The sequence below is a fragment of the Ancylobacter sp. IITR112 genome, assembly GCF_041415945.1.
Taxonomy (GTDB): Bacteria; Pseudomonadota; Alphaproteobacteria; order Rhizobiales; family Xanthobacteraceae; genus Ancylobacter.
The window spans coordinates 213,759-238,959 of the sequence record NZ_JBGCUS010000001.1 but is presented as its reverse complement, the minus strand read 5'-3'; the positions used below and the strand labels follow the sequence as shown (position 1 = coordinate 238,959).

Sequence of the window (25,201 nt, the reverse complement as noted above, 5' to 3'; positions counted from 1 at the left end):
AATTCCGATGAAAAAGATCGCCCTGCTCGGCGCCGGCGGAAAGATGGGCGTCCGGCTCGCCACCAATCTCCAGGGCTCGCCCTATGAGGTGATGCATGTCGAGCCGACCGAGGCCGGCCGGACCCGGCTGAAGGAGAAGACCGGGCTCGACTGCGTCGACGGCGACAACGCGCTCGCCGATGCCGATGCCGTGCTCATGGCTGTGCCGGACCGGCTGATCGGCAAGATCGCGCACACCTTCATCGAGAAGGTGAAGCCCGGCACCGCCATCATCATGCTCGACGCCGCCGCCCCGCATGCGGGCGAACTGCCCAAGCGCGAGGATGTCACCTATTTCGTCACCCATCCCTGCCACCCGCCGATCTTCAATGACGAGGTGACGGAAGCGGCGAAGAACGACTTCTTCGGCGGCGTGCACGCCAAGCAGCACATTGTCTGCGCGCTGATGCAGGGACCGGACGAGCACTATGCCCAGTGCGAGCAGATCGCCCGCACCATCTACAAGCCTGTCATGCGCGCGCATCGCTGCACGGTGGAGCAGATCGCCATCATGGAGCCGGCGCTGGCGGAGACCATCGGCGCCACGCTCTGCCTCGCCCTGCGCGAGGCGACGGATGAGGCCGTGCGCCGCGGCGTGCCGCGTCAGGCGGCGACCGACTTCCTGCTCGGCCATCTGACCATCGAGCTCGCCATCGCCTTCGAGATTTTCCCCGAAGGCAAGTTCTCCGACGGCGCGCTCTATGCCATCGACCAGGCCCGGCCGCAGATTTTCCGCGAGGGCTGGCTGGAGCGCATTTTCGACCCCAAGGCCGTGCAGCGCTCGGTCGAGGAAATCTGCAACCCGCCCAAGGCCGCCTGAAGCGGCGCCCCGCCGGGCGCGACCGCCCGGCTCGTCCGGGGCCCTCGACGGCCCCGGACGCATCAAATCCAACAGGGACAGGAACGCCATGAACCGGATTATCGCCCTCGCGGCCGCCGCCGCGCTCAGCCTCGCTGCCGCGCCCTTGGCCACGCCAGCCTTCGCCACCACCGTCATCAAGGCCGGCCACGGGACGCAGACCGCGCATCCCACCCATATCGCGCTTGAGAAATTCGCCGAAATCGTCGCCGAGAAGAGCAAGGGCGACCTCAAGATCGAAATCTATCCCGACCGCCAGCTCGGCGAGGAGCGCGAAATGGTCGAGGGGCTGCAGCTCGGCACGGTCGACATGGCGGTGGTCTCCACCGGCCCGCTGGTCGCCTTCGTGCCCGCGCTCGGCACGGTGGACCTGCCCTTCCTGTTCAAGAATTCGGCGCATGCCTACAAGGTGCTGGACGGCGAGATCGGCCAGGATCTGCTGGCGCAGTTCCAGAGCCGCGGCATTGTCGGCCTCGCCTGGTGGGAAAATGGCTGGCGCAGCCTGACCAGCAAGAAGGAAGTGAAGTCGCCCGCCGACCTCAAGGGCATGAAGCTGCGCACCATGCAGAACCCGGTGCACATCGCCGCGTTCAAGGAACTGGGCGCCTCGCCGATCCCGATGGTGTGGGGCGAGGTGTTCACCAGCCTCAGCCAGGGCGTGATCGACGCGCAGGAGAACCCGGTCACCATCGTCTACAGCAATTCACTGTGGGAGGTGCAGAAGTACATGACGCTGACGCGGCACGTCTATGGCCCGCATCTGGTGCTGTTCAGCCAGCAGGTGTGGGACGGCCTCACCCCGGCGCAGCAGACCATCCTGAAGGACGCCCTGGTCGAAGCGACGAGCTTCCAGCGCCAGACCTCGGCCCGGCTGGAGGCCGAGCAGCTCAAGAAGCTGACCGACAAGGGCATGATCGTCGAAGAAGTCGACATCACCCCGTTCCAGGAAGCCACCGCCAACACCGCCTCGGCGTTCAAGAACATTGATCCGGCCGTGGTCGCCAAGATAAAGGCGGCGGCGAACTGAGCCCGCGCCGGCGGCGCGCCCGAAGGACGGGCGCACCGCTTGTGCCCCCTGCGCCTTCCGCGCGCGCCCGCCGCTGCGGCAATCAAGGTGTGACATGCTGCTGAAGTTCTGGACCGGCGTCGAATGGCTGGCGCGCGCCCTGCTGTGCGCGCTGCTGAGCGCCATGGTGATTGTCTGCCTCGGCCAGGTGATCTGGCGCTACGTCTTCAACGACCCGCTGACCTGGTCGGAGGAACTGGCGCGCTTCCTTTTCGTCTGGGTCGGCTATCTCGCGGCGTGGTTCGCCTGGAGCAAGCGGGCGCATATCGCGCTCGACGCGGTGACCTATCTGCGCCTGCCCGGGCTGGAGCGGGCCTGCGGGAGGCTGGTGGAGCTGATCGTGCTGCTCTATTGCGGCGCGACGCTCGCCGCCTGCATCGGCTTCCTCCGCCTCACCAGCAACCAGCCCTCCGCCGTGCTCGATGTGCCGATGAGCACGGTCTATGCCGGCTACGCGGCCATGTGCGTCCTCATCATCGGCGACATCCTGATCGGCTGGATCTATGGCGCCCGTCCGCCCTCGCCGGCGGCTTCGCAGGAGTAACATCCATGGCCACGGTCCTCTTCATTGCCTTCGCCGTCCTGCTGATCCTCAACATGCCGGTGTCCTTCGCCCTCGCCGTGGCCTCGGTGATGGCGCTGCTCTATGGCGGCCTGCCGCTGGCGCTGGTGGTGCAGAAAATGACCGCCGCCATGGACAGCTTCGTGCTGCTGGCGGTGCCGTTCTTCCTGCTCGCCGGGCACCTGATGGCCCGCAGCGGCATCGCTCGCGACATCATCGACTTCGCCGATGCCGTGGTCGGCTGGATGCGCGGCGGGCTGGCACACGCCAATATCGGCGCCGGCATGCTGATGGGCGGCATGACCGGCTCGGCGGTGGCGGAAGCCTCCTCCACCGGCGGGGCGCTCATTCCCCCCATGCTGAAGAAGGGCTATGGCGCGCCGTTCACCGCCGCGGTGACGGCGAGCGCCTCGACCATTTCCGTGGTCATTCCGCCGTCCATCCCGATGATCGTGTTCGCCGTCGTCACCGGCGTCTCGGTGAGCGACCTGTTCATCGCCGGCATCATCCCCGGCATTCTGATGACGGTCGCGCTGATGGTCACGGCGTGGCTGATCGCGGTGCGGCAGGGCTACCAACGCGGCCCCCGCCCGACGCTGGGCAGCATCGCCCGCGCCACCCGCGCCAGCGTCTGGGGCCTGTTGATGCCGGTCGTCATCATCGGCTCGATCCGCTACGGCATCGCCACCCCGACCGAGGCGTCGGTGGTCGCGGTGCTCTATGGCGTGGTGGTCGGGCGCTATGTCTATCGCAGCATCGCCTGGCGCGACCTGCCCGGCATCATCCTCGACAGCGCCGTCACGACCGGCATCGTCATGCTGATGATCGCCGCCGCCTCGGTCTATGGGCTGATCGTCACCCGCGAGCAGATTCCGCAGGCGGCCGCGCAGTTCATCCTGGAGCTGACCAACAACCCGCAGCTCGTGCTGCTGCTGATCCTGTGCGTCTATCTCCTCGCCGGCATGCTGCTGGACCTCGCCGCCAACATCATCATCCTGGTGCCGGTGCTGTGGCCGCTGGTGAAGCGGCTCGACATCGACCCGGTGCAGTTCGGCGTGGTGACGGTGATCGGCCTCGCCATCGGGCTGATCACCCCGCCGGTGGGCGCCTGCCTGTTCGTCACCTGCGGCATCGCCAAGACCGACCTGCTGCGCGGCAGCCGTGCGGCGGCGCCCTTCATCCTGGCGCTGGTCGCCGTGGTGCTGCTGATCATTGCCGTGCCGGGCATCGCCACCTGGCTGCCCTACAGCGCCAAGGGGATGCATTGAGACGATGCACCAAGGTCGCCGCCGCTGCACCCCAGGCTGGCCGGCTGCGGACGCCACTGGTATGCTGAACATGCCGACCCGCCGGGATGGGTCCGAGGGCAGGAGCGTGTGAATGGCCGATGTTTCCGACACCATAGTGCGACGAAAGCTGTCTCATGAGGTGTTCGACCGCCTGAAGGCGCTCATCACGTCCGGCGAACTGGGGCCGGGCGACGCCCTGCCCTCCGAGCGCGACCTGATGGAACGTTTCGGCGTCGGCCGGCCCGCCATCCGCGAGGCGATGCAGGCGCTGGCCAATATCGGCCTGATCGCCATCACCCATGGCGAGCGGGCGCGGGTGCAGCAGCTTTCCGCACGCTCGCTGTTCCAGCAGGTGGACCTCACCGCGCAGATCCTGCTTTCCGCCTCGCCGGACAGCCTGGAGCATCTCAAGCAGGCCCGCCGCTTCTTCGAGCGCGGCATGGCGCGCGAAGCCGCCCAGCGCGCCGAGGCGGCGGACATCGCCGCCTTGCGCGGCATTCTCGACCAGCAGGCCAAGGCGGTGAGCGAGCCCAAGCAGTTCATCGCCTATGACATGCGCTTCCACACCCAGATCGCGGCGATTTCCGGCAACCCGATCTTCGAGGCGGTGAGCGAGGCCATGCTGTCCTGGCTGCGCCAGTACTACACGGAGATGCTGACCTGGTCGGGGCGCGAGAATGTGACGCTGGTCGAGCACGAGGCGATCATCGACCACATCGCCCGCCATGACGCGGATGGGGCGGAGGCGCTGATGGTCAAGCATCTCGACCGTTCCAGCGCCCTCTTCGCCCGTCCGGGCTGACGGCTCACCCTTCCAGCCGCAGCACCGCATAGGGCGGCAGGGTGAGGCACCCGCCGGCGAGCGCGGCCGGGCGCGGTCCCGCGCCGCCCAGCACGGCACTCTCATCGAGCAGCAAGGCCCGCCCGCCGAAAGGCAGGCCCACCGCCTGTTCCAGCGGGGTGAGATTGGCGGCCAGCATCACCCGGTCGCCGGCCGGCGTCGCCCCGGCCAGTGCCAGCACCCGCGCCGGATCGGCCGAGGCCAGGGCGAAAGCCGGCGCTCCGCCGACCGCCGCCAGCCAGCGTGCGGCATGGAAGACCGGGCGGCGTACCGCCCCGCCCTCGCCCTCGCCCTCGGCCAGCAGGCCGAACGGCCCGGTGAGGGCCGCGCCGGTGAAACTCTCCACCCCCGCTTCCGCGAGGCGCGCGGCCATGCCGACCAGATAGGCGGCGGCGAACAGCCCGTCCTGCCGTGGGTCGATCTCCGCCATCGGCAGGCGCCGGCGCTCAGGATTCGGCATCACCCGCGCGCCATAGGGATTGTGCCGCATGCCGATGGTCGAGGGGCCGAGGCGGTAGGGCTTGTCCGCCCCGATGATGGCCCGCGCCGAGCGCAGGATGAAGGGCAGCGCCTCCAGCGTCTGCATCACCGCGCGGTCGTCGGCGTCGTGGACAATGGGACAGATGCAGTGGGTGACATAGTCCAGCAGCGCCACCGGCGGGCGCTTGCGGTTCAGCTCGGTGAAATAGCTGAACATGCCGCCGCCGAGCCGGAGCCCGGGAAAGGCGCGGCGGGCGGCTTCATAGACCTTCTCCAGCGGCGGACAGGGCGGCCAGACGCTGCCCGGCGGGACCGAGCGCCGGTCCACCGCCGGGCTGACCGCGAGCGCGTCGAGCCTGAGCCCGGCCGCCGCCACCTGCCGGGCGAGATCGCCCAGTTCATCGTCCAGCGGGCGCGCGCAGGGGACCACATATTCCAGCACGGCTTCCGCGCCATGGACCGCCGCCAGGCGTGCGAAGTCAACAAGCTCCACCGGCCCGTGCCCGGCCGTGGGGTCGAAGTGGAGCAGCAGCGACTGCGGCGCGAGGGCCGCCAGTTCGTCGCCCGTCTTGAGCGTCGCGGCGGCCTGATCGGGGGCGATCACCAGCCCGAAGTCCGGCAGCCGTCCACCGGCGGCGCCGAGCGTGAGCGTCACCGGCGCGTCATCCGGTCGGGAGGGCGGCGCGGCGCCTTCTGCCGCGATGTCGAGCGTCACGCGCTGGCGCAGCGGCACGCCCGCCGGCAGCACATAGGGCCAGGGCAGCGCCAGCGGGCGCACATAGGTCTTGTAGGAGGCATCCGACCAGTTGCGCTGGTCTTCCATCTCGAATGTGTCGCCTTCCATGCGGCAGGTCGCCCGCACGCCGGGCGCGACAGTGTGGGTGATCGCCCGCATGTCCTTGAAGGGCTGCGCCGGGTCGATAAGCTCCGGCAGACGGGCGGGCACGCGGGTGCCGTCGACATGCTCCACCTCCACTTCGCTGCCGGCGAGGCCGACAATGGGATGGAGAATAGTGAAGCCGCAGCGATTGGTGAGGAAGTCGCCTTCCGGCACCGCCTCACCCTCGAAGACGAGGCGGGCCGGTGTTCCCTCGATGCGGCCGTGATAGACGAGCCGCTCCCCGCCCGGCCCCACGCAGGCGGCGCGGTAGCGCACGGTGAAGCGCCCCTCGCCTTCCTCGATGAAGAGATCGCTGAGCGCTGGCGCATAAGTGCCCCAGTCCGCATCGCGCACCAGGAAGGAGATCGCCCGCAGCACCTCGATGCCGTGGAAGCGGATGTTGCGCAGATTGCCGGCGATCAGCTCCGCGCTCAGCGGGCCGGCTTCGAGCCGGCGCGTCTCCGGCTCCGGCTCGGCGGTGCCGAATAGCGCGAGCCGGCGCGCCTCGGGACAGACGGCGGCGCTCATGGCGTCACGCCCTCCGGCTTGGGGGCGGCGCGGCGGCGGCGCACCGCGCGCCCGCCCGCCAACGCCAGCACGGCGATGACGACGATGCCCTGCACGATGTCCTGCGTGCCCGCCGGCAGGCCGGCGATCTGCATGGTGGTGACGATGAGAACCAGCAGGAAGCTGCCGCACAGCGTGCCGAGCGCGGTCGACGAGCCGCCAAAGATCAGCGATCCGCCCAACACCACCGCGCCGAGCGACTGCAGCAGATAGGGCTGACCCATCTCCAGAAAGGCGCCGCCGACATAGGCGCCGAGCAGCATGCCGGTCAGCGCCGCCAGCAGGGCGGAGGCGAGGAAGGCGCCGGTGACAACGCGGCCGGTGTGGATGCCGGCCAGCGCCGCCGCCCGCTCATTCTGCCCGACGGCGGAGAGGCGGCGGCCATAGACGGTGCGCCCGAGCAGCAGGCCCGCCAGCGCCACCGCGACCAGCGCGATGACCAGCATCAGCGGCACGCCCTCGACCCGGCCGGCGGCCAGCGTCTTGAGCAAGGGGCTCATGGAGAAGCCCGCCGCCCAGCGATTGGCGATCAGCGTCGCGGTGGCGAGGATATAGCCGGTCGCCAGCGTGGCGATGATGGCGGGGATGCGCAGCACCACGACCAGCAGCGCATTTGCGAGCCCGGTCACCAGCCCGATGCCGAGCACCGCCGCCAGCGCCAGCGGCAGGCGGGCGTCCGAGCCGGCGGCGACCACGATGCTGGCATAGGCGCTGAGCGTCAGCACGCTGGCGATCGACAGGTCGATATTGCCGCGGCCGGTGGTGACGACCAGCATCTGGCCGAGGGCGACGAGGGTGAGGAAGCTGGCGGAGACCGCCACACCGGAGAGCGCATGCAGGCTGAACCGCCCGGTGGTGAGCGACAGCACCGCCCACAGCAGCAGCACGCCGAGCGCGGACCACACCCAGCGATGGCGCTCCAGCCGCTCCATCAGTGTTGTCATCGGCGGGCCTCCCGGCGATCGGCCAGCGCGCGCAGCGCCAGCATGGACAGGAGCAGGCAACCCTGCACGGCAGCATTGTAATCGGTGGAAACGCCGAGCGCGCCCAGCAGCGCGCCGATAAGGGCAAGGGTCAGCGCGCCCGCGACCACGCCGAGCGGCGAGACCAGCCCGCCGATCAGCGCGCAGCCGCCCATGACGACGGCGGCGACGCTGATGAGGGTGAAGGGCGCGCCAGCATTGATGTCGCTCGCCGTGTTGATGGCGGTGAGAGAGAGCCCCGCCGCCAGCGCGAACAGGCTCGCCAGCATGTAGCGCAGCACGGCGTAGCGCAGCGGCGACCAGCCGCCCAGCGTCATCGCCGGCGCATTATTGCCGAAGCCGCGCAGCACCACGCCGAGCGGGGAACGGTCGATGGCGAGGGCGACGAGCGCCGCCACGCCGATGAGCACCAGGCTGGCCGGCACCTCGAACAGCGTCCAGGCGAAGGCGGCCGAGAGCCAGTCGGGCGAGGCGCCGCCGGGGGTGGGCTGCAGCGTGTAGCCGATGCCGATCCAGATGAAAGAGGCGCCGAGCGTCACCACGATGGCGGGAATGCGTCGCAACTGGATCGTCGCGCCGATCAGCCCATAGGCGAGCACGCAGGCGACGAGCGCCAGCACCCCCAGCCAGGGCGTATCGAACAGCAGCGTGGCGCTCACCACATTGACCAGCCCGGCGAAGGCACCGACGCCGAGGTCGATCTCGCTGCCGCCGACGACGAACATCTGCGCCAGCGCCACCAGCACCAGCGCCAGCGCCGGCCCGAGCAGCAGTTCGAGGCCGAACATCGACACAGTGAGCGGGTTCACCCAGGCCATCAGCGCGAAGACGGCGGCAAGGCTTGCGAAGGGGGCGAGATCGACCAGCCGGTCGGCGAGGCCGCGCGCGCCGGCGGTGGCATCGCGCTCGCCCGTTCCGGGGGCGGCGAAGGAGGCATCGACGATCGCCTGCTCGCTGATCTCGGCACCAACAAGTTCGCGCACGATGCGCCCGCCGGCGAACACCAGCACGCGGTCGCATTCCAGGAACTCGATGTCTTCCGTCGAGTGCCAGATGACGAGCCGTCCCGCCCGCGCCACCGTGCCGATGAGGGCGTAGAAATCCTCCTTGGCGCCGACATCGACGCCGCGCGTGGGATCGTCGAACAGGATCGTGTCGGCCTCGCCCACCAGCGCCCGGGCGACGAGCGCCTTCTGCTGGTTGCCGCCGGAGAGGTCGAGAATGGGGGAATCGAAACGGGCGGGATCGAGCTTCAGCTTCTCGGCCGCGGCACGGGCGGCCGCGCGCTCCTGCGCCTCCCGCACCAGACCCAGCGGCGCCCGGCCTTCCAGCCGGCCAAGTGCGATGTTGGAGAGCACGTTCCACAGCGGGAACACGCCTTCCTTCTGGCGGTCGCCGGAGACGAAGCTTGCATCGCCGCGGCGGCAGATGCCCCCGCCGGGGCTTCGGTGAAGCCGGTGCAGCAGATCGCGCTGGCCGGAGCCTTCCAGCCCGGCGAGGCCGACCACCTCGCCGGCGCGCAGCACCACATCCCGCCCGAGCGGAGCGACAAGGGCGCCGGAGAGCCGGACCCGCTCCGGCGCGTCCTCCGCAATGGCGGGACGGCCGGCGCGGCGGGAGCGCATCTCGCTCTCGCTCGCCCCGCCCATCGCCTGCACCAGCGCCTCGACGCTCGCCTCCGCCGCCGGCCCGCACCAGACGGAGCGGCCATTGCGCAGCACCAGAACGCGGTGGGCGATGTCGACCACCTCCTGCAGCTTGTGGCTTATGAAGATGAAGGCGAGCCCCTGCGCGGTGCGGGCCTTGATATAGGCGCGCAGCTGGCGGCTGCGCTCCAGCCCGAGCGAGGAGGTCGGCTCGTCGAGGATGACAAGCCGCACCTGCGGGGTGGCGACGGCGCGGGCGATTTCCACCATCTGCCGCTGGCCGATGGCGAGATGGGCGACGCGGGCATCGACCGAAATGCCGTGATCGGGAAACACCTCGTCCAGCGCGGCGCGGGCACGGGCGCGAAAGCCGCGGCGCCAGCCGGGCAGAGCGCGCGCCGCCTCCGGCGCTTCGAGAAAGAAGTTCTCCGCCACCGTGAGATTGTCGCACAGCGACAATTCCTGATGCACGATACGGATACCGCCGGCCTGCGCCAGCGTGGTGTCGTAGAGATCGGTCGCGATGTCGAGGCCGCGCAGGGCGATGCGGCCCTCATCGGCACGGGTGACGCCGCACAGGATGCGCATCAGCGTCGACTTGCCGGCGCCATTGCCGCCGACAAGGCCCAACACCTCGCCGGGGGCGATGACGAGGTCGATGCCGTCATTGGCCCGCGTCGGCCCGAACGCCTTGCAGATGCCGGACAGACGCACGACCGGCGCCGCCGGGTCGCGGCCGGGACCGCCGCCCGCTGGCGGCACGGCGACGCGAGGGGTGGAGCGGGGCGGCGCCGACGCACCGGCGGCACGTGCCGGTGCGTCCTGCGCGGCAGAGGAGGCTGCCGTCATCATGCGTGTCCGTGGTCGCTTCAGGGACGGTCGGCGGGTCAGTTGCCCGCCTTGGCCTTGAGCAGATTGTCCTGCACCCATTGCTGGGAATAGGACGGGCTGACAATGACGCCCGCCGGCAGGCCCGCATAGTCCTTGAGGTTCTCGTCGGTCACGGTGGCGACCGGCATGATCATCAGCTTGGGCGGATTGGCGCCCTTCACCAGCTCATAGGCAAGCCAGAAGGCGGCGCCGCCAATGCCCGGGGTGGTGTTCATCGAAATGGTGGAATAGCCATTGGCCTCTTTTTGCTTGGCCCACCATTGGATGAAATTGGACGAGCCGCCGCCCTCGATGACCGGCATTTTCGTCGTATACGCGCCGCCATACTGGTCGAAGGCCTGGGCGATGCCGGTGTCGTCCGAGCCGCCCTGCGCCAGCACGGCGTCGACCTGCGGCAGGCTGGGCAGCGCGTTGGCCACGGCCGACTGGGCGACCGAGGCGGTGGCCTGGCCATAGACGGTGGCGACCACCTTCACATCGGGATAGTTCTTCAGCACCGCTTCCTGCGCGCCATACATGTCGGCATCCGGCGCCGAGCCCTTCACGCCGCGCACGACGATGACATTGCCCTTGCCGCCGATCTTCTTCAGCACCCATTCGGCCTGGTCGCGCTTATAGCCCTTGAAGTCGAAATTGAGCTGCCAGTTGCACGGCGCGGAGGCGACGGAATCGAACGACACCACCTTGATGCCGGCCTTGCAGGCTTTCTCGATGATCCCGTTCACCGCCGTCTCGGAGGCGGCATCGACGGCGATGGCGTCCACCTTCTTGAGGATCAGCTCGGCGATCTGGCTGTTCTGCTGGGCGACGGTGCCGTCGCCGTTCAGGATGATGTAGTCGGCGATCTTGCCCTCGGCCTTGGCCTTCTCGGCCGCTTCCTTGAAGGCATCGACCATCTGGTGACGCCAGCTATTGCCGAAATAGGCATTGGCCAGCGCGATCACCGGCTTGTCCGGCGTGGCGGAGGCCGGCAGGACGCCGGCGGCGGCGAAGGCAAGGGCCGCGCAGGCGGTGGCGCAGGCGCTCGCATAGGCGCGCGAAAGGGTTTTCAGGCGCATCATTTCCTCCCATTGGCCCCATTGGTGAGGCTCTTGATGGATTCCCAGGCATCGGCGATCATCGGCCGCTCGATGGTAGCAACATTATCTCATTATACCAGTTGCGCAAGCCCACCGGCCGAGTCCATGTGTTGCCGGCGGGCGGGCGGCCCGTCCCATTGCCCGAGGGTGCCCCGATGCTGGACGTTTTCGAGATCGTCGATCCCCGCTTCCGCGAACTCATCCTCCCCATCGCCTGGCTGGAGCGCCTGCATACGGGGATGCGCTGGTGCGAGGGGCCGGTCTATTTCGCCGATCAGCGCTGCGTGATCTGGAGCGACATTCCCAACAACCGGCTGATGCGCTGGTGCGAGGACACGCAGGCCGCCGGCATCTTCCGGGCGGATTCCAACTTCGCCAATGGCAACACCCGCGACCGGCAGGGGCGGCTTGTCACCTGCGAGCACCGCACGCGCCGTGTCACCCGCACCGAGCCGGATGGCTCGCTCACCATTCTGGCCGATCGCTACCGAGGGCGGCGACTCAATTCACCGAACGACGTGGTGGTGAAGTCGGACGGCACGATCTGGTTCACCGATCCTACCTATGGCATCGCATCCGACTATGAGGGCGGCGGGGCGGAGGCCGAGCAGGACGGACGCTATGTGTTCCGCCTCGACCCGCGCGACGGCGCACTGGCCGTGGTGGCCGACGATTTCGACCAGCCCAACGGCCTCGCCTTCTCGCCGGATGAAAGCGTGCTCTACATCGCCGATTCCGGCGGTATCGGGCGCGAGGCCGGCAATCGCCATATCCGCGCCTTCCCGGTCCGCGCCGACAACACGCTCGCCGAGGGAAGGCTCGTCACCGCAGTGACGCCCCATGCCCCCGACGGGTTTCGCGTCGACGAAGCCGGACGCCTCTGGTCGAGCGCCGGCGACGGGGTTCACTGCTACACGCCGCAGGGGGAACTCCTCGGCAAGATCCGCGTGCCCGAGCGCGTCGGCAACCTCGCCTTTGGCGGCGCGGCGGGCAACCGCCTGTTCATTTGCGGTCACACATCGCTCTACGCCATCTTCGTGAACACATGCGGCGCAAAGGCCGTAGCGGCCTGAGCCGCGACGCTGACCGGCGCCGCCCGTCCCCTCGGCCTTATGTCGGCTGGGATCGACAAAGGAGGATCGCGGCTCAGCGCGCGGGCGCCCCCGTCATGGCGATGCTGGAGAGATCCGCTTCGGCGGCGACGGCAGCCTTCTGCGCCGCCTCGCGGCGCTCGCTGTAGCGGCTGGTGAAATAGTCCCGGCGCTCGCGGGTCAGCAGGGTGAACTTCATCAGCTCCTCCATCACGTCGACCACGCGGTCATAATAGGGCGACGGCTTCATCCGCCCGGCCTCGTCGAATTCCTCGAACGCCTTGGCGACCGAGGACTGGTTGGGGATGGTGATCATCCGCATCCAGCGACCGAGCACGCGCAGCGTGTTCACCGCATTGAAGGATTGCGAGCCGCCGGAGACCTGCATCACCGCCAGCGTGCGCCCCTGGGTCGGGCGGATGCCGCGATATTCCAGCGGCAGCCAGTCGATCTGGCTCTTGAACACGCCTGTTATGGTGCCGTGCCGCTCCGGGCTGCACCAGACCTGCCCTTCCGACCATTCCGACAGGCTGCGCAATTCCTGCACCTTGGGATGGTCCGCCGGCACCGCGTCCGGCAGGGGCAGGTCGCGGGGATCGAAGATGCGGGTTTCCGCCCCCATGGCGGTGAGCAGGCGCGCGGCCTCCTCGACCAGCAGCCGGCTATAGGACCGCTCGCGCAGCGAGCCATAGAGCAGCAGGATGCGCGGGGGATGCGTCAGCGGGCTAGCGGGTGCCAGCTTGTCCACGTCCGGCCGGTCGAAATGGGCGAGATCGAGCGCCTCGGTGAAATCGTCTGTGGTCATCAAGAAACCTCGGAGGGTGCGCGGCGCGACAGGAAGGCGGCGAGCCAGAAACCGACGGCCACGATGACCGTCATGAGGATGATGCACAGCAGTACCGCATCATAGGAGCCCGAGGCTGACCAGAGCATGGCGCCGGCAAGCGGGGCCAGCGCGCGCGAGACGGTGCTCGGCGCCGACATCGCCCCGTTCACCGCCCCATAGGCTTCCCGCGTCAGCATTTCCGGCACGGAGAGGCCGCGCACGATGGTGGTGATGCCGTTCGCCGCGCCATAGAACAAAGCGACGAGCGCAACCAGCAGGAAGCTCGGCGGCAGGATATCGAGCGCGATCAGCGCCAGCGGAAACACGGCGACGGTGAGCGAGCCGATCACCCGCACCGGGGCGCGCGGCGCGAACACCCAGATGGCGATGCGCCCCGCCACCTGCGCCGGGCCGATCAGGGTCAGGGCTGCGACCACCGAGGACACCTCGAACCCCTTTTCCACCAGCAGCGGGTAGAGATGGAAGGTGAAGGCGGAGAAGGCAGCGGAATAGGCGGTGAAGGCCACCGCCAGCGCCCAGAACACCGGCTGGCGCGCGGCCCAGGCCACCGCCGCCCGTCCGCTCAGCGCCGGCCCGCCGCTGGCGGCGGGGCGCTCCGGCGCGTCGGCGGCGGGGTCGATCACCGACCAGTAGCAGAGGGCGCAGACCAGAATGTTGATCGCCGCCAGCACCAGGAGCGCCTCGCGCCAGCCGACCGTGTCGAGCAGAACCTGCACCAGCGGGATGAACACGGTGGAGGCGAAGCCGCCCCACAGGGTGAGCGCGGTGATCCCCGCCCGCGCATGCGAGGGGCCGGAACGCCGGGCGATGACGGCGAAGGCGGGATCGTACAGCGTCGCCGCCTGCAGCGCGCCGATGCCGGCCACCGCGACATAGAACAGAGCGAGGCTCTCGACCTGCGACCACAGCACCAGCAGCAGCCCGGCCAGCACCGAGCCAAGGGTCATGATCGCGCGGCCATGGCCACGGTCGATCGCCGCGCCGATGGGATAGGCCGCCAGCCCCGCGAGAGCGAGGCCGAGCGTCGCCGCGCCATAGAGCGCGCTTTTCGACCAGCCGAGTTCATGGCCCATCGCCTCGGCGATCAGCGGGAAGCTGTAATAGAGCGAGCCCCAGGAGCAGATCTGCCCGATGCCCAGCCCGGTGACGAACAGGCTGCGCGCACCGGGCGGACGGTGCGCCCCGGTGCCGGAGAGGAGAACGGTGTCGCTCATGACGCGCCGCCCAATCCGGCGGACACGCCGGCGCGGCAGCCTTCATCGGCGCAGCATTCGTCGGCGAGATAGCCGATCAGCGCGTCCATGGCGGGATAATGGGCGCGGCAGATCAGCGTCGTGGCGTGGCGCTCCTGCGTCACCAGCCCGGTGTCGACGAGGCGCTTGAGATGATGCGACAGGGTGGACGCGGCGATGCCGATCCGCTCCTGCAGCCCGCCGACCGGCAGGCCGGCATGGCCCGCCCGCACCAGCGTCCGGTAGATCTGCAATCGGGTCGGATTGCCCAGCGCTTCAAGCTGGCGGGAAGCTATTTCGAGATTCATGGAAATAAACTAGGCGGAACCCCGGACGTGGTCAATCGCTGTTTCGACATTTGTCGAAATAAACCCGGTCAGGCCCCGCCGCGCGGTGCCGTGGCCGGGAACCAGCGGCCGCCAAGCCGCAGTGCGACATGCACCAGCGCGATCAATACCGGCACCTCGACCAGCGGCCCGATGACAGCGGCGAAGGCGACCTTGGAGCCGAGACCGAAGGCGGCGATGGCCACTGCGATCGCGAGCTCGAAATTATTGCCGGCGGCGGTGAAGGCGATGGCCGTGGTGCGCGGGTAATCCGCCTCGATCAGCTTGCCCATGGCGAAGCTGATGAGGAACTGAACGACGAAATAGATGGTCAGCGGGATGGCGATGATCACAGCATCCATCGGCAGGCGCACGAGATCGCCGCCCTTGAGGCTGAACATGGCGACGATGGTGAAGAGCAGCGCGCCAAGGGTGATCGGGCTGATCTTCGGCAGGAACGCATTGGCGTACCAGTCCGGCCCCTTGCGGGCGATCAGCAGGCGGCGGGTGAGGAAGCCGGCGAGGAAAGGAATGCCGAGATAGATCAGCACCGCCTCGGTGATGGTCCAGAAGCTGACATCGACCACGCTGCCTTCCAGTCCGAACAAGGGCGGCAGCACGGTGAGGAACAGCCAGGCATAGGTAGAGAAGAACAGGATCTGGAAGATCGAATTGAACGCCACCAGCCCGGCGACATATTGATTGTCGCCGCAGGCAAGCTGGTTCCACACCAGCACCATGGCGATGCAGCGGGCAAGGCCGATCAGGATCAGCCCGGTCATGTATTCCGGGTAATCGCGCAGGAACACCACCGCCAGCGCGAACATGAGCGCGGGGCCGATCAGCCAGTTCTGCACCAGCGAGAGCGCCAGCACCCGCTTGTCGGCAAACACACGATGCAGTTCCTCATAGCGCACCTTGGCCAGCGGCGGGTACATCATCAGGATCAGCCCGATGGCGATAGGGATATTGGTCGAGCCGGCGGAGAGGCCGTTCAGCGCCTCCGGCAGGCCGGTGAACACCGTGCCGAGCGTGACGCCAAGCGCCATCGCCGCGAAAATCCACACGGTGAGGTAGCGGTCGAGGAAGGACAGCCGCGCGGCGGGGCGAGGCGTGAACGCGAGCGTCTGGGACATGGGGTTTCCGGTTCTCGTTCAGAGCGTTTTCGAGCGAAGTGGATACCGGTTCGCGTCAAGAAAACGCGTGAATTCAATAGCCTAGAGCACTTCCCCGATTCAAGGAATCGGGGAAGTGCTCTAGGCGGCGCGATGGCCGCTGGCGTCGATGACAAGCTCGCCGTCTTCCTTGCGGAATTCGCCGCGCTGCGGGGCGTCGATGAGGTCCAACACCGCCTCCGAGGGCCGGCACAGTTTCACGCCGCGCGCGGTGACGACGATCGGGCGGTTGATGAGGATCGGGTGCGCCATCATCGCATCGAGCAGCGCGTCGTCGGTGAGGGAAAGGTCGCCGAGGCCGAGCTCGGCATAGGGCGTGCCCTTCTCGCGCAGGAGGTCGCGCACGGTGATGCCCATGCGGGCGATCAGCGAGACGAGTTCCTCGCGGCTCGGCGGGGTCTTGAGATATTCGATCACGACAGGCTCAAGGCCGGCATTGCGGATCAGCCCCAGCACGTTGCGCGAGGTGCCGCAGGCGGGGTTGTGGTAGATGGTGATGTCGCTCATTGCGGCCTCCTCACGCCACATCGCGCCGGGGCGAGGTGGCCCCTTCGCTGCGGCCAATCTCATGCAGCTTCGCCCCGAGCGTCATGGTGTCGAGGCTGCGGATCGGCAGGGCGGCGAAGGCGGCGATGCGGTTCTTGAGGTAGCGGAAGGTGCGGGCGAAGGCGGCTTCCTTCTCGATCTCGGTACCTTCCACGGCGGCGGGGTCCTCGATGCCCCAATGCGCGGTCATGGGCTGGCCCGGCCAGACCGGGCAGGTCTCGCCCGCCGCGCCGTCGCAGACGGTGAAGACGAAATCCATCACCGGCGCGTCGGGCGCGGCGAACTCGCCCCAGCTCTTCGAGCGCAGGCCGTCCGTGGGGTAATCGAGGCTGCGCAGCGTCGCGATGGCCAGCGGGTTCACCTCGCCCTTGGGCTGGCTGCCGGCGGAGAAGGCGCGGAAGCGGCCGTGGCCCTCCTTGGCGAGGATGGATTCCGCCAGGATGGAGCGGGCGGAATTGCCGGTGCACAGAAAGAGCACGTTGTAGATGTGGGCGGATGGCGTTGTATCAGACATGGCGCGCCTCCTTGGCGGCAGGTGTGTCTGTGCTCTGTCCCGCAGCGGGACAGCAGGGCTGGAGATCGGCGATCAGCGGGGCGCAGATATCGGGCTTGCCGCCGCAGCAATCCTTGAGGATGAAACCGGCGAGGTCGCGCACCGCCTCGAGCCGGGCGCGGTAGATGATGAGCCGGCTCTGGCGTTCGGCGCTGATCAGCCCGGCGCGGCTCAGAATGCCGAGATGGGTGGAGAGCGTGTTGTGCGGCACTTCGAGCCGGCGCGCCACCTCGCCCGCCGGCATGCCTTCCGGCTCATGGGCGACGAGCAGGCGGAACACGTCGAGCCGGGTGGGCTGGGCGAGAGCGGCGAAGGCGGCAAGCGCATTATCTGTGTCCATATGTCGACTATAGCCGACATATGGATGGATAACAAGACCCGCAGTGACGCAGTCCGCAGGCAATGTCGCTCCTGCGCCGGCAACGGGACCCGGCGACGCCAGCGGGCTATCGCCGTCGGGACACGGACATGAATCGCGGTTAGGATCATTCGTCGACAATTGACGGGAGGGTGTTCCATGCACGCGCGTCTGCTGGCTCTTGCGCTGACGCTTCTGGCCTTCGGAGCCCTGCCCCTCACCCCGCCCGCGGCGGCGACGAACTATCTGTGCAACCAGCCCTTCGCGCTCTGCACCTCGGCCCCCTGCATTCCCCAGCCGGGCAATCCCGATGTTTCGATCTGCATGTGCGACATGCAGGAGGGGCCGAATCTCGCCACCGTGCCCTGCGACACCGTCGCGCCCAGCACTGACGCCAATGGCGTGCGTACGGTCTACTCGCAATTCGCGCCGACCCAGTTCCAGCAGGGCAAGAAGGGGCTGCGCTGCCCGAGCGGAACGCCCTGGTCGCAGTGCCTCAACAAGATCTGCACCGTCGATCCCGCCAATCCCGACAAGGCGATCTGCGCCTGCGACATCGTCCGCAGCGGCGAGTGGCAGACCGCCGGCGGCGATTGCGAGGCGGCCACCTGCGGCACCGCCTACTGGTCCGGCGCCCTCATCGACGATTCCCGCAGCAACCTCGCCTTCATGATGGAGAAGCTGGGATTGACCACCTCCCCGGCGCAGGCATGCCCGGCGGCCAAACCCTGACGAGGCACCGCGCAGCCATGCGAAAAATCGCGCTTGAAGAACATTTCACCACGCCCGAACTCGCCGCCTATGTGGCCCGGCCGACGCAGAGCGACGCGCTGTTCGCCGATGTCGAGCGCCGGCTCGCCGATTTCGATGCGCTGCGCCTGGAGATGATGGACCGCACCGGCATCGCGAAGATGGTGCTTTCCGTCACTACGCCGGGCGTGCAGGGGGTGCGCGACACGCAGGAGGCGATCCGGCTTGCCCGCAACGCCAATGATTTTCTCGCCCGCGAGGTGACCAAGCGGCCGGACCGCTATGCCGGCTTCGCCCATCTCGCTTTGCAGGATGCCGGCGCGGCGGCGGCGGAGCTGGAGCGGGCGGTGCGCGAGCTCGGCTTCTGCGGCGCGCTGATCAATGGCCAGACCAATGGGCATTATCTCGACGAGGAGCGCTATTTGCCCTTCTGGGAGCGTGTCGAGGAACTCGGCGTGCCGATCTATCTGCACCCCGGCGCCATGGCCGACCAGCCCGCCATGTTCGCCCACCGCCCGGAAATCGGCGGCCCGATCTGGGCCTGGACGGCTGAGACAGCGGCGCATGCGCTGCGGCTGGTCTTCGCCGGCACGCTCACCCGCTTTCCCGGCGTGCGGCTCATTCTCGGCCATATGGGCGAGACGCTGCCCTTCCTGCTGTGGCGGCTCGACAGCCGGCGGCAGTTCGACCTCGGCGCCGATCTGCCCCCGGAGGCGCTGCCCTCGGCGATCATCCGGCGCAGCATCAAGGTGACGACCTCTGGCGTGTGCGACCCCGGCGCGCTCACTGCGACGATCGCGGCGCTGGGCGAGGACAATGTGATGTTCTCGGTCGATTATCCCTATGAGGACCCCGACATCGCCGCCGCTTTCATCGATTCCGCGCCGATCGCCGAGGAGGTGCGCGCCAAGCTCTGCCACGGCAATGCCGAGCGACTGCTGGGCCTTTAGCCCTCCCGCCCGGCATTCAACGAAAGTCTGGCCCCCTGCCGGGCGATCCACTAGAGCGTTTTCGAGCGAAGTGGATACCGGTTCGCGTGAAGAAAACGCGATAAAACAAATAATTAGATCATTTCACTGTTTCCGCGAAACAGTGAAATGATCTAGCCTTGGCCAAAACAAGGTGCCAAGCCCGTGGAAACGCCTGACCTGCCCGCCCTGCGCTCCTATCATTCCTGGATCGCCAACGAGACGCTTGAAGACTATTCGCTGCGCTACACCGCGCGCTCGTTCCGGCGCTGGTCACCCTTCGTCATCGCCAACACGGCGCTTGGCGGCATTTCCTTCCTGGCGCTGGAGACCATCGGCGCCTCGATCACGCTGAGCTATGGCTTCGTGAATGCCGGGCTGGCAATTCTCGCCGTCTCGCTGTTCATCTTCGTCACCAGCCTGCCGATCGGCTACTATTCCAGCAAATACGGCATCGACCTCGATCTTCTGACCCGCGGCGCCGGCTTCGGCTATATCGGCTCGACCATCACCTCGCTGATCTATGCCAGCTTCACCTTCATCTTCTTCGCGCTGGAAGGCGCGATCATGGCGCAGGCGCTGAAGATCTATGCCGATGTGCCCCTCGTGCTCGGCTATATCGTCTCCTCGCTGGTCATCATCCCGCTCACCCTGATGGGCATCACCATGATCTCGCGGCTACAGATGGTGACGCAGCCGCTGTGGCTGGCGATGATGATCCTGCCCTTCGTGATGATCGCGCTGAAGGCGCCGGACGACATCGCCGAATGGGTGGGTTTCGCCGGGCTGGAGACCGGCTCGCGCGGCTTCGACCTGCTGGCCTTCGGCGCGGCGGTCAGCCTGATGTGCTCGCTGGTGGTGCAGATCGGCGAACAGGCGGATTATCTGCGCTTCCTGCCCGAAAAGACCGGCGCCAATCGGCTTCGCTGGTGGAGCGCCGTCATCGCCGCCGGGCCGGGCTGGATCGTCATTGGCGGGCTGAAGATCCTTGGCGGCGGGCTGCTCGCGGTGCTGGTGCTGGCGAGCGGCCTGCCGCGCCCGGCGGCGCTGGAGCCGATCCACATGTACATCGTGGCCTATGGCTACGTGTTCGAGAACCCGTCCTTGGTGCTGTTCTGCGCCACCTTCTTCGTGCTGATCTCGCAGATCAAGATCAACGTCACCAATGCCTATGCCGGCTCGCTCGCCTGGTCGAACTTCTTCTCGCGGGTGACGCATTATCACCCCGGCCGCGTGGTGTGGCTGGTGTTCAACATCCTCATCTCGCTGCTCCTGATGCTGCTCGGCATCTTCGACACGCTGGAAGTGGTGCTCGCCGTCTATTCCAACATCGCCATGGCCTGGATCGGCGCCATCGTCGCCGATCTCCTGGTGCTGAAGCCGCTGAAGGTCAGCCCGAGCTTCATCGAGTTCAAGCGCGCGCATCTGCACGATTTCAACCCGGTGGGCTGCGGCGGCATGGCGCTGGGCTCGCTGGTCTCGCTCACCGCCTTCACCGGCGTGCTGGGGCCGCTGATGCAGGCCTATGCCGCGCCCTTCTCCTTCCTCATCGCCTTCGCCAGCGCGACGCTGATCGGCTTCGCCACGCGCGGGCGCTACTACCTCGCCCGTCCGCCGGTGCATCCGGGGCTCGGCCCCGAGGGGGCGACGGTTCTGCGCTGCGAAATCTGCGACCATGGCTATGAACGGGACGACATGGCCTATTGCAGCTTCTATGAGCGGCCGATCTGCTCGCTATGCTGCAGCCTCGACGCGCATTGCCACGACGCCTGCAAGAAATCGCATCACGACCTCGAAACCTCGCGCTCACGCTATCTCGGCGACGGCTTCACCCGCCGCATCGCCCCGCACATGCCGCAGCGGCTGCTGAAAGTGGCGGGCGTGCTCATCGCCCTCGCCGTGGTGACGGGGGCGCTGTTCCTGCTGACCTACCGGCTGATCGACCCCGGCGAGGACGTGCCGCATCTCGACAATGGCGCGCTGCTGCTGCGCATCTTCCTCGCTGTGCTGCCGCTGCTGGCGATCAGCGCCTGGTGGATCGTGCTCGCCAATGAAAGCCGCGAACTTGCCGAGCGCAACCTCGTGGGATCGCTGGAGAAGCTCTACAAGACGCGCGAGGAACTCTCCCGCAGCGAACGCCTCGCCGCCATCGGCCAGCTGACCGCGACGGTGAGCCATGAATTGCGCAACCCGCTCGGCACGCTCGCCACCTCGGTCGCGGTGCTGCAGCGGGCCGGCAACATTGCCGGCGCGCGCGAGCGCGGCGAACTCGACCGCATCCAGCGCAATGTGCGGCGCTGCGTGCGCATCATCGACGACCTGCTGGAATTCTCCCGCCGGCCCAATGTCGCCCGCGTGCCGCTGGCGCTCGACCCGTGGATTGCCGAACAGGCGGGCGATCTGCGCGCGCTGGGGCCGGTGCCGCTCGATCTCGATCTTGGCTGCGGCGCGATGATCGCGGCCGATGGCGAGCGGCTGCGGCAGGTGCTGGTGAACCTCGTCCAGAATGCCATGCAGGCGGTCATGCAGCGCGCCGCCGGCACCCCGCCCGGCCGGGTGAGCCTCGCCACCGCGCGCGAGGGCGAGACGGTGCGGCTCACCATTACCGACAATGGCGTCGGCATGAGCGACGAGGTGCGGGCTCGGCTGTTCGAGCCCTTATTCAGCACCAAGCCCTTCGGCCTCGGCCTCGGCCTCGCGCTGGTGCAGCGCATCACCGAGAGCCATGGCGGCCGCGTCAGCGTCGAATCGGTGCCGGGCACGGGCACGCGCGTCGACCTGCATCTGCCCGCCGCCTCCGGGGAGAGCCGCCATGTCGCGTGAGCCGCCGGAGGCGCCGCAGCGTGTGCTGATCGTCGACGACGACCACGACTTCGCCGCCAGCCTCGCCCTGCTGCTGGAGATGGAGGGCTATGCCGTCACCGTCGCCCATGACGGCGCCGGTGCCCATGCCGCGCTGGCAGGGCCGCTGTCGGCCGGGCCGGCGGTGGCGCTGGTCGACATCCGCCTCGGCCATGAGGACGGGGTGGCGCTCGCCACCGCGCTGATCGCCGCGAGGCCGGAAGTGCTGGCGGTGATGGTGACCGCCTATGCCTCGGTGCCGACCGCGATACGCGCATTGCAGGCGGGCATTTACGACTATGTCTGCAAGCCTTTCGAGCCGGGCGAACTGCTGGCGACGCTGGCGCGCTGCTTCGACCGCCACCGCCTCGCCCGCGAACGCGAGCAGGCGGAGGAACTGCTGCGCCGCGCCCGCCGGCTGGAGGCGATCGGCCGGCTGTCGGCGGGCATCGCCCATGATTTCAACAATCTGCTCGCCGTGGTCGGCGGCAATCTCAAACTGCTGCGCGAGGAGCTGGAACGCGGCGCCGGGGCGGATGGCGCGGTGATGGCGGAACTGGTTGGCGACGCCCTCGCCGCCGTCGAGGAAGGCATCGCCGCCAACCGGCAATTGCTTGCCGTGGGACGGGCCCAGACGCTGCTGCCGCGCGTGGTCGATCTCACCGCTGCGGTGGAGCAGGCGGCGGGCGCGGCCCGGGCGGCGCTGGGACCGCGCATCGCGCTGCAGCTCGCGGGGCCGGGGGAACCGTGCTTCGCCAAGGTCGACCCGAAGCTGTTCGAGGCGAGCCTGCTCAATCTGCTGATCAACGCCCGCGACGCGCTGGCGGGCGCGGGCAGGATAAGGCTCAGCGTCGAGCGGCAGGAACTCGATGACGCCGCGCCGTGGCGGCTGGAGGACATGGCCCCGGGGAACTATGCGGCGGTGACGGTGGAGGATGAAGGCTGCGGCATGACGCCGGAGGTGCTGGAGCGGGCGCTCCACCCCTTCTTCTCCACCAAGCCGGCGGAGAGCGGCAGCGGGCTGGGCCTCGCCATGGTCTATGGCTTCGCCCGCCAGTCCGGCGGCACGCTGCTGATCGACAGCGCGCCCGGCTGCGGCACCCGCGTCACCCTGCTGCTGCCGGCGGCGTGAACACATAGCCCTCGCCGCGCACCGTCTTGATGAGGCGCCCGCCACCATCGTCCAGCTTGCGGCGCAGCTTGCCGATCATCACGTCGACGCTGCGGTCGAACGGCGCCCATTGCCGGCTGGCCACCAGATCGAGCATCTGGTCGCGACTCATCACCCGGCCGGGACGCTCCGCCAGCGCGGCGAGCAGGCGGAATTCATGCGCGGTGAGATCGACCGGCACCCCGTCCGCCCCGGTGAGTTCGCGCCGGTCGAGATCGAGCCGCCACGGGCCGAAGGCGAGGCGGTTGGACGGCGCCGCCGGCCGCGCGGCCGCCGCGCGGGCAAGGCCACGGGCCCGGCGCAGCAGGGCGCGGATGCGCGCGAGCAGTTCGCGCGGCTCGAACGGCTTGGTGAGATAATCGTCGGCGCCGAGTTCGAGGCAGACGATCTTGTCCACCGTCTCGCATTTCGCCGAGAGCATGAGCAGCGGCATATCCCAGCGCGCCCTGAGCCCGCGCGCCAGAGTCAGCCCGTCCTCGCCATAGGGAAAGGTGAGGTCGAGAATGACGAGATCATAGGGCGTGACGGCGAGCGCATCGCGCATCGTCGCGCCGTCGAGCGCGAACTCCGCCGCGAAACCCTCGCGCATCAGGAACTTGGTCACGAAGCCGCACATCCGCCGGTCGTCATCGACCATCAGGATGCGCGGCATGCGCACCGCCTCGTTCATCATCCCGCCCCGTGCATTCGCGCATCGAGACGACAGATCGTCGCCTGGGGTACGATCCTAACCGCTCGCCCTCGCGCTGCGCAGCCATGCCGCCGGGCGATTACAAAAATTTACATTCGGCCCGCCCGGTGCGGGACATGCGCTTACATCGGCTTCCTAGCCTCTTGCGGCAGGGTGCGGGCGAGGCGGCTTCCGGCCGCCCGCCTTCAGGAACGGCGCCAACGCCGCGGCACCCTCACAGGAGGAAGCTCATGGCCAAGACCGTCTTCAAGATTGATCTCAACAAGGCGCCGGAAGACCAGGCGATCAAGACCCACAACCGCTGGCACCCCGACCTGCCCATGGTCGAGACCTTCAAGCCGGGCGATGAATTCCGCGTCGAGTGCTACGACTGGACCGGCGGCCAGATCGGCAACAATGACAGCGCCAACGATGTGCGCGACGTGAACCTGACCAAGGTGCACTATCTCAGCGGCCCGTTCGGCGTCGAGGGCGCCGAGCCGGGCGACCTGATGGTGGTCGACATTCTCGACATCGGGCCGATCGAAGGCTCGGAATGGGGCTTCAACGGCCTGTTCGACAAGAATAATGGCGGCGGCTTCCTGACCGAGCACTATCCCGACGCGGTGAAATCCTGCTGGGATTTCCACGGCATCTACACCACCTCACGCCACATCCCGAAGGTGCGCTATCCCGGCCTCGTCCATCCCGGCCTGATCGGCTGCCTTCCCGACCACAAGCTGCTGGCGGAGGCCAACCGGCGCGAGGCGGCGCTGGTGGCCACCGACCCCAACCGGGTGCCGCCGCTCGCCTGCCTGCCTTTCTCCGACACCGCGCTGATGGGCCAGATGACCGGCGCGGCGCGCGACAAGGCGGCGGCGGAAGGCTGGCGCACCGTGCCGCCGCGCGAGCATGGCGGCAATTGCGACATCAAGAACCTGTCGCGCGGCTCGCGCTGCTATTTCCCGGTCTATGTGAAGGGCGGCGGCCTCTCCATGGGCGACATCCACTTCTCGCAGGGCGACGGCGAGATCACCTTCTGCGGCGCCATCGAGATGGCGGGCTGGATCGACATCGGCGTCGGGCTGATCAAGGGCGGCATGGCGAAATACGGCGTGGTCAACCCGATCTTCAAGCCGAGCCCGATCGACCCGCATTTCGACGACTACCTCATCTTCGAGGGCATCTCGGTGGATGAGCACACGGGCGAGCAATATTATCTCGACGCCCATGTCGCCTATCGCCGCGCCTGCCTCAACGCCATCGAATATCTGAAGAAGTTCGGCTATTCCGGCGAGCAGGCCTATTCCATCCTCGGCACCGCGCCGGTGGAAGGGCGCATCGCCGGCATCGTCGACATTCCCAATGTCTGCGCGACGGTGGCGATCCCGACCAAGATCTTCGAGTTCGACATCAACCCCAACTCCACCGGGCCGACCCGGCAGGTGTCGGGCGTCGATGTCGCCCGCGCGAGCTGACCCCTCCGGCACA

At 68.2% G+C, this 25,201-nt stretch carries 23 protein-coding genes; 11 read left to right on the top strand and 12 right to left on the bottom strand.

Features of this window, described 5'->3' with window-relative positions:
* Nucleotides 1-7: 7 nt before the first annotated feature.
* The 5 genes from AAC979_RS01055 (at nt 8) to AAC979_RS01035 (ending at nt 4,617) form a co-directional block, all read left to right on the top strand.
* Entirely contained in the window at nt 8-859 is an 852-nt protein-coding gene (locus AAC979_RS01055) for a phosphogluconate dehydrogenase C-terminal domain-containing protein (RefSeq protein ID WP_371344972.1), read from the top strand.
* Nucleotides 860-947: 88 nt separating this feature from the next.
* On the top strand, nt 948-1,925 hold the full coding sequence (locus AAC979_RS01050; protein ID WP_371344971.1) for a TRAP transporter substrate-binding protein: 978 nt from the start codon (nt 948-950) through the stop codon (nt 1,923-1,925).
* A 94-nt stretch (nt 1,926-2,019) separates the two neighbouring features.
* Nucleotides 2,020-2,508 carry a TRAP transporter small permease gene (locus AAC979_RS01045; RefSeq protein WP_371344970.1) on the top strand — a complete coding sequence of 163 codons (489 nt, stop codon included), beginning with the start codon at nt 2,020-2,022 and terminating at the stop codon, nt 2,506-2,508.
* Between the two features lie 5 nt (nt 2,509-2,513).
* Complete coding sequence (locus AAC979_RS01040) at nt 2,514-3,794, top strand: TRAP transporter large permease (RefSeq protein WP_371344969.1); 1,281 nt, start codon at nt 2,514-2,516, stop codon at nt 3,792-3,794.
* Nucleotides 3,795-3,906: 112 nt separating this feature from the next.
* A complete protein-coding gene (locus AAC979_RS01035) occupies nt 3,907-4,617 on the top strand; it encodes a transcriptional regulator NanR (RefSeq protein WP_371344968.1) in 711 nt (236 codons plus the stop codon).
* Nucleotides 4,618-4,621: 4 nt separating this feature from the next.
* On the opposite strand, the gene AAC979_RS01030 is transcribed toward AAC979_RS01035, so the two are convergent.
* Genes AAC979_RS01030 through AAC979_RS01015 form a run of 4 tightly spaced genes read right to left on the bottom strand, consistent with a single transcriptional unit; the run spans nt 4,622 to nt 11,161 of the window.
* Complete coding sequence (locus AAC979_RS01030; RefSeq protein ID WP_371344967.1) at nt 4,622-6,544, bottom strand: hypothetical protein; 1,923 nt, start codon at nt 6,542-6,544, stop codon at nt 4,622-4,624.
* On the bottom strand, nt 6,541-7,527 hold the full coding sequence (locus AAC979_RS01025) for an ABC transporter permease (protein WP_371344966.1): 987 nt from the start codon (nt 7,525-7,527) through the stop codon (nt 6,541-6,543). The genes AAC979_RS01030 and AAC979_RS01025 overlap by 4 nt, the downstream gene beginning before the upstream one ends.
* On the bottom strand, nt 7,524-10,064 hold the full coding sequence (locus AAC979_RS01020; RefSeq protein WP_371344965.1) for an ATP-binding cassette domain-containing protein: 2,541 nt from the start codon (nt 10,062-10,064) through the stop codon (nt 7,524-7,526). Before AAC979_RS01020 ends, AAC979_RS01025 begins: the two co-directional genes overlap by 4 nt.
* Nucleotides 10,065-10,099: 35 nt before the next feature.
* On the bottom strand, nt 10,100-11,161 hold the full coding sequence (locus tag AAC979_RS01015) for an ABC transporter substrate-binding protein (protein ID WP_371344964.1): 1,062 nt from the start codon (nt 11,159-11,161) through the stop codon (nt 10,100-10,102).
* A 176-nt stretch (nt 11,162-11,337) separates the two neighbouring features.
* On the opposite strand from AAC979_RS01015, the gene AAC979_RS01010 reads away from it, so the two are divergent.
* A complete protein-coding gene (locus AAC979_RS01010) occupies nt 11,338-12,255 on the top strand; it encodes an SMP-30/gluconolactonase/LRE family protein (protein WP_371344963.1) in 918 nt (305 codons plus the stop codon).
* A 73-nt stretch (nt 12,256-12,328) separates the two neighbouring features.
* Here the strand turns inward: AAC979_RS01010 and arsH are convergent, their stop codons facing one another.
* The 7 genes from arsH to AAC979_RS00975 form a co-directional block, all read right to left on the bottom strand.
* On the bottom strand, nt 12,329-13,078 hold the full coding sequence (gene arsH, locus AAC979_RS01005) for an arsenical resistance protein ArsH (RefSeq protein ID WP_371344962.1): 750 nt from the start codon (nt 13,076-13,078) through the stop codon (nt 12,329-12,331).
* Nucleotides 13,078-14,334 (bottom strand): MFS transporter, encoded by a 1,257-nt coding sequence (locus tag AAC979_RS01000; RefSeq protein ID WP_371344961.1) that lies wholly within the window; start codon nt 14,332-14,334, stop codon nt 13,078-13,080. The genes arsH and AAC979_RS01000 overlap by 1 nt, the downstream gene beginning before the upstream one ends.
* The gene (locus AAC979_RS00995; protein WP_371344960.1) at nt 14,331-14,660 is read right to left on the bottom strand and encodes an ArsR/SmtB family transcription factor; all 330 of its coding nucleotides are present in this window, start codon (nt 14,658-14,660) and stop codon (nt 14,331-14,333) included. The genes AAC979_RS01000 and AAC979_RS00995 overlap by 4 nt, the downstream gene beginning before the upstream one ends.
* Nucleotides 14,661-14,728: 68 nt before the next feature.
* Nucleotides 14,729-15,814: an ACR3 family arsenite efflux transporter gene (arsB, locus tag AAC979_RS00990; RefSeq protein WP_371344959.1), complete on the bottom strand. Its 1,086-nt coding sequence runs from the start codon at nt 15,812-15,814 to the stop codon at nt 14,729-14,731.
* 120 nt (nt 15,815-15,934) lie between these two features.
* Nucleotides 15,935-16,360 (bottom strand): arsenate reductase (glutaredoxin), encoded by a 426-nt coding sequence (arsC, locus tag AAC979_RS00985; protein WP_371344958.1) that lies wholly within the window; start codon nt 16,358-16,360, stop codon nt 15,935-15,937.
* A 10-nt stretch (nt 16,361-16,370) separates the two neighbouring features.
* Nucleotides 16,371-16,913: an arsenate reductase ArsC gene (locus AAC979_RS00980; protein WP_371344957.1), complete on the bottom strand. Its 543-nt coding sequence runs from the start codon at nt 16,911-16,913 to the stop codon at nt 16,371-16,373.
* Nucleotides 16,906-17,292, bottom strand: coding sequence for an ArsR/SmtB family transcription factor (locus tag AAC979_RS00975; RefSeq protein ID WP_371344956.1), 387 nt, complete (start codon nt 17,290-17,292; stop codon nt 16,906-16,908). The genes AAC979_RS00980 and AAC979_RS00975 overlap by 8 nt, the downstream gene beginning before the upstream one ends.
* 177 nt (nt 17,293-17,469) lie before the next feature.
* Between AAC979_RS00975 and AAC979_RS00970 the strand changes: the two genes are divergently transcribed.
* From AAC979_RS00970 to AAC979_RS00955, 4 genes are all read left to right on the top strand, one after another.
* Nucleotides 17,470-18,042, top strand: coding sequence for a hypothetical protein (locus AAC979_RS00970; RefSeq protein WP_371344955.1), 573 nt, complete (start codon nt 17,470-17,472; stop codon nt 18,040-18,042).
* A gap of 17 nt (nt 18,043-18,059) precedes the next feature.
* Nucleotides 18,060-19,010: an amidohydrolase family protein gene (locus AAC979_RS00965; RefSeq protein ID WP_371344954.1), complete on the top strand. Its 951-nt coding sequence runs from the start codon at nt 18,060-18,062 to the stop codon at nt 19,008-19,010.
* Nucleotides 19,011-19,193: 183 nt separating this feature from the next.
* Nucleotides 19,194-21,851, top strand: a complete 2,658-nt coding sequence (locus AAC979_RS00960; RefSeq protein WP_371344953.1) for an ATP-binding protein — start codon at nt 19,194-19,196, stop codon at nt 21,849-21,851.
* Entirely contained in the window at nt 21,841-23,001 is a 1,161-nt protein-coding gene (locus AAC979_RS00955) for a response regulator (RefSeq protein WP_371344952.1), read from the top strand. Before AAC979_RS00960 ends, AAC979_RS00955 begins: the two co-directional genes overlap by 11 nt.
* Here AAC979_RS00955 and AAC979_RS00950 read toward each other — a convergent pair.
* A complete protein-coding gene (locus AAC979_RS00950; protein WP_371344951.1) occupies nt 22,976-23,713 on the bottom strand; it encodes a winged helix-turn-helix domain-containing protein in 738 nt (245 codons plus the stop codon). The genes AAC979_RS00955 and AAC979_RS00950 overlap by 26 nt on opposite strands.
* 248 nt (nt 23,714-23,961) lie before the next feature.
* Between AAC979_RS00950 and fmdA the strand changes: the two genes are divergently transcribed.
* The gene (fmdA, locus tag AAC979_RS00945; protein ID WP_371344950.1) at nt 23,962-25,188 is read left to right on the top strand and encodes a formamidase; all 1,227 of its coding nucleotides are present in this window, start codon (nt 23,962-23,964) and stop codon (nt 25,186-25,188) included.
* Nucleotides 25,189-25,201 lie beyond the last annotated feature (13 nt).

Bases quoted from the DNA above. Each gene is read 5' to 3' on its own strand.
- AAC979_RS01055 (WP_371344972.1), top strand. From the start codon at position 8: ATGAAAAAGATCGCCCTGCTCGGCGCCGGCGGAAAGATGGGCGTCCGG.
- AAC979_RS01050 (WP_371344971.1), top strand. From the start codon at position 948: ATGAACCGGATTATCGCCCTCGCGGCCGCCGCCGCGCTCAGCCTCGCT.
- AAC979_RS01045 (WP_371344970.1), top strand. From the start codon at position 2,020: ATGCTGCTGAAGTTCTGGACCGGCGTCGAATGGCTGGCGCGCGCCCTG.
- AAC979_RS01040 (WP_371344969.1), top strand. From the start codon at position 2,514: ATGGCCACGGTCCTCTTCATTGCCTTCGCCGTCCTGCTGATCCTCAAC.
- AAC979_RS01035 (WP_371344968.1), top strand. From the start codon at position 3,907: ATGGCCGATGTTTCCGACACCATAGTGCGACGAAAGCTGTCTCATGAG.
- AAC979_RS01030 (WP_371344967.1), bottom strand. From the start codon at position 6,544: ATGAGCGCCGCCGTCTGTCCCGAGGCGCGCCGGCTCGCGCTATTCGGC.
- AAC979_RS01025 (WP_371344966.1), bottom strand. From the start codon at position 7,527: ATGACAACACTGATGGAGCGGCTGGAGCGCCATCGCTGGGTGTGGTCC.
- AAC979_RS01020 (WP_371344965.1), bottom strand. From the start codon at position 10,064: ATGATGACGGCAGCCTCCTCTGCCGCGCAGGACGCACCGGCACGTGCC.
- AAC979_RS01015 (WP_371344964.1), bottom strand. From the start codon at position 11,161: ATGCGCCTGAAAACCCTTTCGCGCGCCTATGCGAGCGCCTGCGCCACC.
- AAC979_RS01010 (WP_371344963.1), top strand. From the start codon at position 11,338: ATGCTGGACGTTTTCGAGATCGTCGATCCCCGCTTCCGCGAACTCATC.
- arsH (WP_371344962.1), bottom strand. From the start codon at position 13,078: ATGACCACAGACGATTTCACCGAGGCGCTCGATCTCGCCCATTTCGAC.
- AAC979_RS01000 (WP_371344961.1), bottom strand. From the start codon at position 14,334: ATGAGCGACACCGTTCTCCTCTCCGGCACCGGGGCGCACCGTCCGCCC.
- AAC979_RS00995 (WP_371344960.1), bottom strand. From the start codon at position 14,660: ATGAATCTCGAAATAGCTTCCCGCCAGCTTGAAGCGCTGGGCAATCCG.
- arsB (WP_371344959.1), bottom strand. From the start codon at position 15,814: ATGTCCCAGACGCTCGCGTTCACGCCTCGCCCCGCCGCGCGGCTGTCC.
- arsC (WP_371344958.1), bottom strand. From the start codon at position 16,360: ATGAGCGACATCACCATCTACCACAACCCCGCCTGCGGCACCTCGCGC.
- AAC979_RS00980 (WP_371344957.1), bottom strand. From the start codon at position 16,913: ATGTCTGATACAACGCCATCCGCCCACATCTACAACGTGCTCTTTCTG.
- AAC979_RS00975 (WP_371344956.1), bottom strand. From the start codon at position 17,292: ATGGACACAGATAATGCGCTTGCCGCCTTCGCCGCTCTCGCCCAGCCC.
- AAC979_RS00970 (WP_371344955.1), top strand. From the start codon at position 17,470: ATGCACGCGCGTCTGCTGGCTCTTGCGCTGACGCTTCTGGCCTTCGGA.
- AAC979_RS00965 (WP_371344954.1), top strand. From the start codon at position 18,060: ATGCGAAAAATCGCGCTTGAAGAACATTTCACCACGCCCGAACTCGCC.
- AAC979_RS00955 (WP_371344952.1), top strand. From the start codon at position 21,841: ATGTCGCGTGAGCCGCCGGAGGCGCCGCAGCGTGTGCTGATCGTCGAC.
- AAC979_RS00950 (WP_371344951.1), bottom strand. From the start codon at position 23,713: ATGATGAACGAGGCGGTGCGCATGCCGCGCATCCTGATGGTCGATGAC.
- fmdA (WP_371344950.1), top strand. From the start codon at position 23,962: ATGGCCAAGACCGTCTTCAAGATTGATCTCAACAAGGCGCCGGAAGAC.